Raw genomic sequence first — 8,685 nt, 5'->3', positions numbered from 1 at the left:
TCCCGTTTATCAGGTTATCAGTTTCCGGGTCAATGGCAATCTGGCCTGAAACATATAACATATTGCCAGCGCGTACAGCCTGACTATAGGGCCCTATTGGTGCCGGTGCATTCTTTGTGTGAATTATTGATTTCATTTGATAGATTGAAATTAGGAAGATCTATTTAGAGAGGAAAAACCAGTCTATTAACTTGTATAATATCCCGCCAAGGAACATAGTGATTGCTAGTGCATTAATGAAATGCATCGCTTTTAAATTGAAATTGTTTGGCCGATTGGAATCCTGCTTTCTAAAAAAATACATGCTCACAAAATTATAAAAAAAAATCCCGTTCCGAAAAACGGAACGGGACTCTTTACAATATGCTTATATACAATATTGTTTATTGCATTCTGAACTCAACACGACGGTTTTGCATACGACCTGCTTCAGTTGCATTAGAAGCAACAGGACGGCTTTCACCAAATGCTGAAGTTGAAATTCTGCTAGCAGCAACACCAGAGTTTACAAGGTAAGTCTTAACAGAATTTGCTCTATCTCTAGACAAAGTCATGTTGTACTCAGTTGTACCTTCTGAAGATGCGTGACCATCTAATTGAACACTTGATGAAGAATTAGCTCTAAGGTCAGATGATAATTTATCTAACAATGGGTAAGCGTCAGTTCTTAATACTGAAGAATCGAATTCAAACTGGATAGCAGAACCACTAACCATACCTGCATCCGGACCTGGACATCCATTGTATTCAGCTGTACCTTTAACAGTAGGACAAGCATCTTTAGAATCTGGAATACCGTCAGCGTCAACATCTAATGGACAACCTGAACCATCAACTTTAACACCAGCTTCAGTTCCCGGACATTTGTCTAATTTATCAGCAACACCGTCACCATCTGAATCTTTTAACAGATCTTGAGCTTCAAGAGCGCTAACACGTCCTTTTAAAGCTTCAACTTCCTGGCGTAATGTTGGATCTTTCAATTCATCATACATCAAAGCAACTGGATTAACCCAATCAAGGTTTGGTTTAGCTGAAGAACCTAAAGAGAATTCTATTCCAGCTGAAGTATATGACCACTTATCAGATGAAGGTCTTTTTCCATAAATTCCGTCAAGATTATCTCCATCAAGGAAGTTCATTGTATAAGCTAAATCGAAATTAACACGCTCAGACACTTTAAATTTTACACCAGTACCAACCGGGAAAAACGACTCCTGAACATACTTCTCATCTCTGTTATCACCAGCTTTGCCTTTCCAGTCAAAAGGAACTCTTGGAGCATAACCAGCGATACCCCAACCTGCTTTTACAATGAAATTAACGTTGTTTTCTCTCTTAAGGAAATCTACTGTAGCAACATTAACAACACCTGCAAGAGATACTGCATAAGCAAGATCAGTTTCGAATGCAGTGTAAGAACCAGCTGGAACAAATGATTTTGCAGGATCGTTTTCCGCTTCTAACTCACCTCTGTGTCCGGCAAGTTCAACGCCAAACGCGTGGCCTAATTGCTTACGAAGAGATAATCCGTAGCCTAGATTTCCATTTACTTTATTGAAATCATTAACACCAAAAGCAACCTGTGGAGTCAATACGCCTGCGTTGATCCCTAAGTTCCATGTTCTGTACTGTCCTCGACCACCAAACACTTTGGCAGAAGAACTCGCCGAGCTCGAAGCAGCATCTTGTGCGTTAGAAGCCTCTGCAAGGCCTAACACCGCTACTAACGAAAACACAACGGCTTTCTTAATTGTAGAATAATTCATACTTTGTTTTTTTAAAGGTTAACAATTTTTTATTAATGTAATTTACACAAAAATAGTCATAAGTTTGACATGTGCAAATTAACAAATACTGTTCCAAGTATTTTTCAACAACATTTGTTTTCTTTAAAGGCTGTATCTCTGTTTTTTAAATGTCCTAATTAATGAAATATCCTTCAATAGATAATTCTCTTTTTAAACTAAACCGTCGAAATTTTACTAAAAAACTGCCAGCTAACTCATTGGCACTGTTTAATTCCCATGATGAGTTCCCACGCAGTGGTGATCAAAATTATGTGTTTAAACAGAACCCAGACCTTTTTTACCTTAGTGGGGTTGATCAGGAGCAGTCTGTGCTGGTCCTTTTTCCAGAGTGTCCTAATCCGTTGTACAGAGAAGTACTGTTTTTAAGACAGACCAGTGATCTTATCGCTATTTGGGAAGGACACAAGCTCTCTGTAAAGGATGCAAAAAATACTTCCGGAATTGAAAATATTTTCTGGTTGGAGGATTTATGGAAGATATTGCCATCAATCATCAATTATGCTGACAAAATTTACCTCAATACCAATGAGAATGACAGATATGCACATGAGGTGCCTTACAGAGACATTCGTTTTATTGAAGAAATCAAGAAACTTTATCCCCTTCATCAATATGAACGGGCGGCGCCTTTACTACGTGATCTCAGGCCTGTAAAATCGAACATCGAGATCGAATTAATTAAAAAAGCCTGTTCTATAACCAGAGATGCATTTTTAAGGGTCTTAAACTTTGTTAAGCCAGGGGTAGCCGAATACGAGATCGAAGCGGAGATTATACATGAATTTACAAGGCAGCGGGCAACAGGGCATGCTTATACTCCGATCATAGCATCTGGAAAAAATGCTAACATTCTTCATTATACAGATAACAATCAGGTTTGTAAAGATGGAGAGATGATACTTTTTGATTTCGGAGCGGAATATGCGAATTATAATGCCGATTTGAGCAGATCAATACCAGTTAACGGCAAATTCACTAAACGCCAGAAAGATGTCTATAATTCTGTACTACGAATTATGAAAGAGGCAAAAACCATGCTAACTGCAGGGACCATCTGGAATGAATATCATAATGAGGTCGGGAAGTATGTAACTGCAGAGTTAATCGGACTGGGTTTGTTAGACAAACACGATGTAAAAAAACAGGATGCCTCGATGCCTTTATATAAAAAATACTTCATGCACGGCACGTCACATCATTTAGGCCTCGATGTACATGATTTCGCCAGCCGGTACCGACCTTTCGAAGAAGGGAATATTCTAACCTGTGAGCCAGGAATCTATATACAAAACGAAGGACTTGGTATCCGCCTGGAAAATGATATCCTGCTAACAGAAAATGGAAACATCGATTTGATGGACGACATTCCAATAGAGGCGGAGGAGATCGAAGAGCTGATGAATTCGAAAAGTTAGATTCGTGATTCAACGAAGCTATAGAGATTAAAACCTGATTTCCCGGACTCCGAACTGATATCGATCTTCAATTGATTCTTGTCGACATCTTTCATTCGCCCTTGTTGGATGAGCTTCCACGCTTTTTCTGCTAATAGAAAAGATCTGCGGGTGTTTACTTGTAAACGATGGTTCTCAATCGCTGCGATAAGCTCATTTGTCCCTTCATTACGATGCGCTGAAGTTTTAATAATGGGGATTATTTCAGATTTCTGATGAACCAGATTCTTCAAATTATTGACAAAGGTGTCGGCACCTTCACGGTCGGACTTGTTTACGACAAAGATATCGGCAATCTCCATCAGACCAGATTTGATATTTTGAATCTCGTCTCCGGATTCGGGAACAAGTACCACAATACTTATATCTGCCAATCCTGCAATTTCCACTTCCGATTGTCCGACACCTACCGTTTCCACAAGGATATAGTCAAAACCCACAGATTGCAAAACATCGGTCATCTCGATTGCTTTACCTGAAAGGCCTCCCAAAGATCCCCGGGTAGCGATCGATCTTATAAATACATTCTTTTTTGTAAACTGCTCTGACATTCTAATCCGATCGCCGAGCAAGGAACCAAGATTAAAGGGAGATGTCGGATCAACCGCTAAAACTGCTATTAGCTTCCCTTCCGATGACCAATGATTAATCATCGCATTAACCAGGGTACTTTTCCCTGCTCCGGGAGGGCCTGTAATTCCTATTATAGGAGTGCCGGAAGTGTTAAGTGTTTTCAAAAATTCCGAAGCACCCTCCAGTTCGTTTTCTATTATAGTAAGCGTCCGGGCGAGATCACGGAAATTACCTGATTTTACCTGAGTGAGGAGTTGAGCAACCGATATCATTAAATAATTCTATTAATCATTAATTTGCCTGAACATTTGTTCAATCGACTTGTCCGACAAGAATGAAATGCCAGCTACCGGCATCAGGGGTGAATCTACGAATAATCCGATAACTCCTTATATATATGATACTCCGCCCAAATCAGTAACTTTGCCCTATAAACCTTTTTAATGAAGATCTTTTTCCGGCTTTTCTCTTTCGCTTCTCCAATCCAGAAATTCGCCATTCCTTTTTTCTTTACTTCCATACTGGGGATCATTTTTGGTCTACTCAACTTTACCCTGCTTATCCCGGTGTTCGAACTTTTATTCAACGAAAGCGAGCAGGTTTCAATTAAATCTCCTGCAATAGCCCCCGCCTTTGAATTTAGCCCGAAATATTTCAGGGATCTATTCTACTTTAATTTTCAAAGCATAATAGACAGCTCCGGCAAGCTTGGCGCTTTAAAAATGGTTTGTATAACTATTGTCGTTTCTGTAATTCTGAGCAATCTATTCAAATACTTATCGGCCAGAGTAATTGAGAACTTCCGGTTGCTGATTGTTACCCGAATCCGAAGCAGTATTTTCAAAAAGTTAACAGACATCGATCTTCAATATTTCAGCAGCCAGCGTAAGGGCGACCTGATATCAAGATTCATGTCGGATGTGGTTACTATACAAGATTCTATCATCCGTTCCATGCAGGTCATTTTGCGTGAGCCGATAGCGATTATCATGAATTTTGCTGTACTGTTCACTATATCATCTGAACTGACGGTTTTTGCGCTGATACTCATTCCCATCTCAGGTTTGCTGATAAGTACCATTGTCAAGCGGCTAAAAAAACATGCCACTGCGGCACAGGAATCATTAGGTACCTTAGTTTCAAGTATTGATGAGGGCTTAAATGGTGTTAAAGTCATTAAGTCATTTAATGCTGAAATTTACATGCAGGAGAAGTTCAATGCTGTAAATATGTGGACCAGCAAGATACACCGAAGGCTTGCAAGGCGGGTATTACTTGCTTCACCGGTTTCGGAAATGCTGGGTGTTATCACTGTGGCTGCCCTTCTATTTTATGGCGGTACACTTATTCTTGAGGAAGGTTCGGATCTGGGTGGTGCAGAGTTCATTGTCTATATCATTATATTCTCACAGATCATTCCCCCTGCCAAAGGTATCTCCGAAGCTTTCGGAAATATTTCACAGGGTATCTCTGCAGGCGAGCGGGTTTTTGAGTTACTCGATGCACCGGAACCTATAACCGACAAACCGGAATCGGTTTCAAAACATTCTTTTGATGGGATGATAGAAGTGAGTAATGTTTCATTTGCCTATGAAACCAAACCCATATTGGATAATGTGAGTTTCCGGATTTCCAAAGGGCAGACTGTTGCTTTGGTTGGACCATCGGGAGGCGGTAAATCTACTCTCCTCGACTTGCTGCCTCGTTTTATGGATCCTAAATCCGGGCAGATATTAGTAGACGGTGTGGATATAAAAGATATAAAGATGGGAGATGTTCGATCATTAATGGGCATCGTTAACCAGGAATCGATTCTTTTCAACGATACCATTTTTAATAACATTTCCTTTGGCAGAAACGTTTCAGAACAAGATGTGATAGATGCAGCTAAGATTGCTAATGCTCATGAGTTCATTCTAAACACCGTAGATGGGTATCAGACCAACATAGGCGACAGGGGAATGAAACTTTCCGGCGGGCAAAAGCAAAGAATATGTATTGCAAGGGCTGTAATTGCGAATCCGCCAATTTTATTGCTGGATGAAGCCACTTCGGCGCTTGATGCTGAATCGGAAAAATTAGTACAGGACGCTTTGAATAACCTCATGAAAAACCGCACATCGATAATTATAGCACACCGTTTGAGTACTATTAAAAACGCGGACCAGATTATCGTGTTGGAAAAGGGTAAAATAATTGAAATTGGAAACCATCAGGAATTACTCCTTCAAAATGGTCTGTATAAACGATTGATAAGCATGCAGACGTTCAATCATTAAATGAAAACGAATCCAATGGTCTCTATCGTGATGTGTGTTTACAATGGGGAGCCTTATCTCCGTCAGCAGATAGATTCCATTTTATCTCAAACCTACTCTGATATTGAGCTTTTAATACTAGATGATTGCTCAACAGATTCGAGTGTCAGTATTATTAAAGGTTATCTGGAACATGAGCCGCGTATTCGGCTGATCCAAAATGAAGTCAATCTGGGATTTAATAAAAATTTCGAACAAGGCTTTGGGCTAAGTCGTGGTGAATTAATTGCAATATCTGATCAGGACGATATCTGGTTACCCAATAAAGTTCAACAGTTAGTAGAGAATATAGAAGATTATATTTTGATCTATAGCAATTCAAGTCTGATTGATGAAAGTGGCAATCCTATTTCTGGGAAACTCGACACTAAAATTCATCATGTTGATAACCCCGGATATAAAAGTTTTCTAGACGATAATTTTATAACAGGACACACTGCATTATTTAAAAGAGAATTATTGAAATACGCTCTGCCTTTTCCAGAGGATGTGTTTTTTTATGATTGGTGGCTGGGCTTTACTGCGGCATGTGTGGGCAGAGTAAAATATTTGGATCAGGTATTAACAGAATACAGAATTCATTCCCTTTCTGTTTGTCAAAAATTAGATAGTCTGAACGACAAAAAATTGATCTGGGCAGCTTTAAAAAGAAAGCAGATTGAAGCATTTATGCATGCATCTTTCCTAAAGCTTCCGGATAGTCTTTTTATAAAAAAGTTTATAAAAAAGACTGATGAGGCAAACACCAGCTTTATATCTTACTTAGATTGCTTTTATTTTATGTTGAAAAATAGCGACGAGATTTATCCCTGGTATAAAAAATCCAGCTTAAAAAAGGTAAACTTCTTGAGAAAAAAAGCCCTGGGTAAATGAAGTCATCACTAATCATTTCAACTTATAACTGGCCTGAAGCTTTATATCTTTGCCTGTTGAGTGTATTTGAACAGACCAGCTTACCTGAAGAAATTATCATAGCCGACGATGGTTCGGGAAGTGAGACAGGGAATCTTATTAAAGAATTCCAATCTAAATCCAAAATCCCCATAAAACACGTCTGGCATCCTGACGAAGGGTTTCAATTAGCAGCTATCAGGAATAAAGCCATAGCCGCAGCCGAATTTGATTATATTATCCAAATAGACGGCGATCTCATACTACATTATGATTTTATTAAAGATCATCTAAGATTAGCGAAGAAGGGCAAATTTGTATCGGGCAGTCGCTTATTGTTGCCCGAAGATTTCAGCAGGAAACTCCTTCAGGGAAAGACATTGCCATCTGATCGCAGTCTGTTAGTAATGGGTAACAACAGATTAAATGGTGTCCGAATCCCATTATTATCTAAACTGTTATCCTCAATTTATAAGAAAAATAAGCCCTATTATGTAAAAGGCTGCAATATGGCATTTTGGCGAAAAGACTTGTTTGCTGTCAATGGATATAATGAAGATATTTCCGGCTGGGGTAAAGAGGATAGTGAAATTGCTATAAGGCTTATCAATTACGGGGTCAACCGCTTGTTTTTAAAGTTTGGGGGAATCTGCTACCACTTATTTCACCCTGAAGCTTCAAGAAGCAAGGAAAGTCATAATGAATTAATCTTGTCTGAAACGTTAAATATGCGGAAGGTGAGATGTGAAAAAGGCTTAGATTCTCATTCTTTAAGCAAATAGCGCCTCAGAATAATCCTAGTGGTCATTTTTATAACAAAACACATTTATAGCCATATCAAACGATTCACAGATGAGTTCAGTATCAACAAAAGGGCTTTTTCGCGTATAAGATTCTTTAATATAGTAGTGAAATCCAAGTTCTTCTACCAGGGCAAGCAGCTCGTGCAGGGTTTGTTTTGCCTTAACGTCATTATGATATTCAAAGAAAATGTTATTTGCATTTCGCAAATTTTCTCCGCAATATTTGAGCACTTTGTCTTCCGCACCTTCTATGTCGATTTTCAAAAAATCCACATCCGGATTTAGGTAATCCAATAGAGGAACGGCCTCAATCTCCCTGGGCTTCTGCTCGGCATATTCCTGATCAATACGACCGCCCATTCCACCGTCGGTATAAAACTTTAAAGTCTCGTGTTTGACCCATACAGCCTTTTGATGAAGAACTACATTTTTAAGCCCAAAACTTTCAACGTTCTCTTTTAGTATTTCAAAAATTTCAGGATCTGGCTCAAATGCAATGATGGTATGGTGAGGGTAGTTAAGAGCAAAAAACACAACACTTAAACCCATGTTGGCACCGCAATCCAGAATTACTCGGCTTGTTTCCGATGGATTAAACTGATAGATCTTGCTTTGGAAGATCTCAGTGAAGGTGGAGGCAAAGCTTTTACCCTCATGAAATTTAAAAGGCTTATTAAGAATGTTGGTATATCCGGATTTTCCTTTGGGGTAATTCCTGATTCGTCCAAGTTCTCTAGTCTGCCTGGAGAAACTTGGTGCACCAAAATGTCTTTTAAACTTTCTACCTATACCGTACATACAAAAGTTGATGAATCCGCACTGAATCCCTTAATTT

Annotated in this window: 9 protein-coding genes; 4 read left to right on the top strand and 5 right to left on the bottom strand. The window is 39.1% G+C overall.

All coding sequences use genetic code 11. The features are described from left to right. The 3 genes from WBJ10_RS09930 to WBJ10_RS09920 form a co-directional block, all read right to left on the bottom strand. Positions 1–136, bottom strand: a 136-nt coding sequence (locus tag WBJ10_RS09930) for a Rid family hydrolase (RefSeq protein WP_424289822.1), incomplete at its 3' end; no start/stop codon positions are given. Positions 137–160: 24 nt separating this feature from the next. Next, positions 161–304 (bottom strand): DUF6728 family protein, encoded by a 144-nt coding sequence (locus WBJ10_RS09925; protein WP_424289820.1) that lies wholly within the window; start codon positions 302–304, stop codon positions 161–163. A gap of 79 nt (positions 305–383) precedes the next feature. After that, positions 384–1,769, bottom strand: a complete 1,386-nt coding sequence (locus tag WBJ10_RS09920) for an OmpA family protein (RefSeq protein WP_424289818.1) — start codon at positions 1,767–1,769, stop codon at positions 384–386. A 161-nt stretch (positions 1,770–1,930) separates the two neighbouring features. Between WBJ10_RS09920 and WBJ10_RS09915 the strand changes: the two genes are divergently transcribed. Beyond that, entirely contained in the window at positions 1,931–3,226 is a 1,296-nt protein-coding gene (locus WBJ10_RS09915; RefSeq protein WP_424289816.1) for an aminopeptidase P family protein, read from the top strand. Here the strand turns inward: WBJ10_RS09915 and meaB are convergent. After that, a complete protein-coding gene (gene meaB, locus WBJ10_RS09910; protein ID WP_424289814.1) occupies positions 3,223–4,110 on the bottom strand; it encodes a methylmalonyl Co-A mutase-associated GTPase MeaB in 888 nt (295 codons plus the stop codon). The two genes, WBJ10_RS09915 and meaB, sit on opposite strands and share 4 nt — an antisense overlap. Positions 4,111–4,281: 171 nt before the next feature. On the opposite strand from meaB, the gene WBJ10_RS09905 reads away from it, so the two are divergent. From WBJ10_RS09905 to WBJ10_RS09895, 3 genes are read left to right on the top strand one after another with little or no spacing between them, the layout of a single operon-like run. Next, positions 4,282–6,117 carry an ABC transporter ATP-binding protein gene (locus tag WBJ10_RS09905; RefSeq protein ID WP_424289811.1) on the top strand — a complete coding sequence of 612 codons (1,836 nt, stop codon included), beginning with the start codon at positions 4,282–4,284 and terminating at the stop codon, positions 6,115–6,117. Next, complete coding sequence (locus tag WBJ10_RS09900; RefSeq protein ID WP_424289809.1) at positions 6,118–7,029, top strand: glycosyltransferase family 2 protein; 912 nt, start codon at positions 6,118–6,120, stop codon at positions 7,027–7,029. Then, positions 7,026–7,829, top strand: coding sequence for a glycosyltransferase family 2 protein (locus WBJ10_RS09895; protein ID WP_424289807.1), 804 nt, complete (start codon positions 7,026–7,028; stop codon positions 7,827–7,829). Before WBJ10_RS09900 ends, WBJ10_RS09895 begins: the two co-directional genes overlap by 4 nt. Positions 7,830–7,844: 15 nt before the next feature. On the opposite strand, the gene WBJ10_RS09890 is transcribed toward WBJ10_RS09895, so the two are convergent. Next, positions 7,845–8,648, bottom strand: coding sequence for an FkbM family methyltransferase (locus WBJ10_RS09890; protein WP_424289805.1), 804 nt, complete (start codon positions 8,646–8,648; stop codon positions 7,845–7,847). Positions 8,649–8,685 lie beyond the last annotated feature (37 nt).

It is taken from the genome of Daejeonella sp. (assembly GCF_049655485.1).
Taxonomy (GTDB): domain Bacteria; phylum Bacteroidota; class Bacteroidia; order Sphingobacteriales; family Sphingobacteriaceae; genus Daejeonella.
Note: the sequence above shows the minus strand (reverse complement) of the source record. Positions and strands in the feature narration are given on the sequence as shown.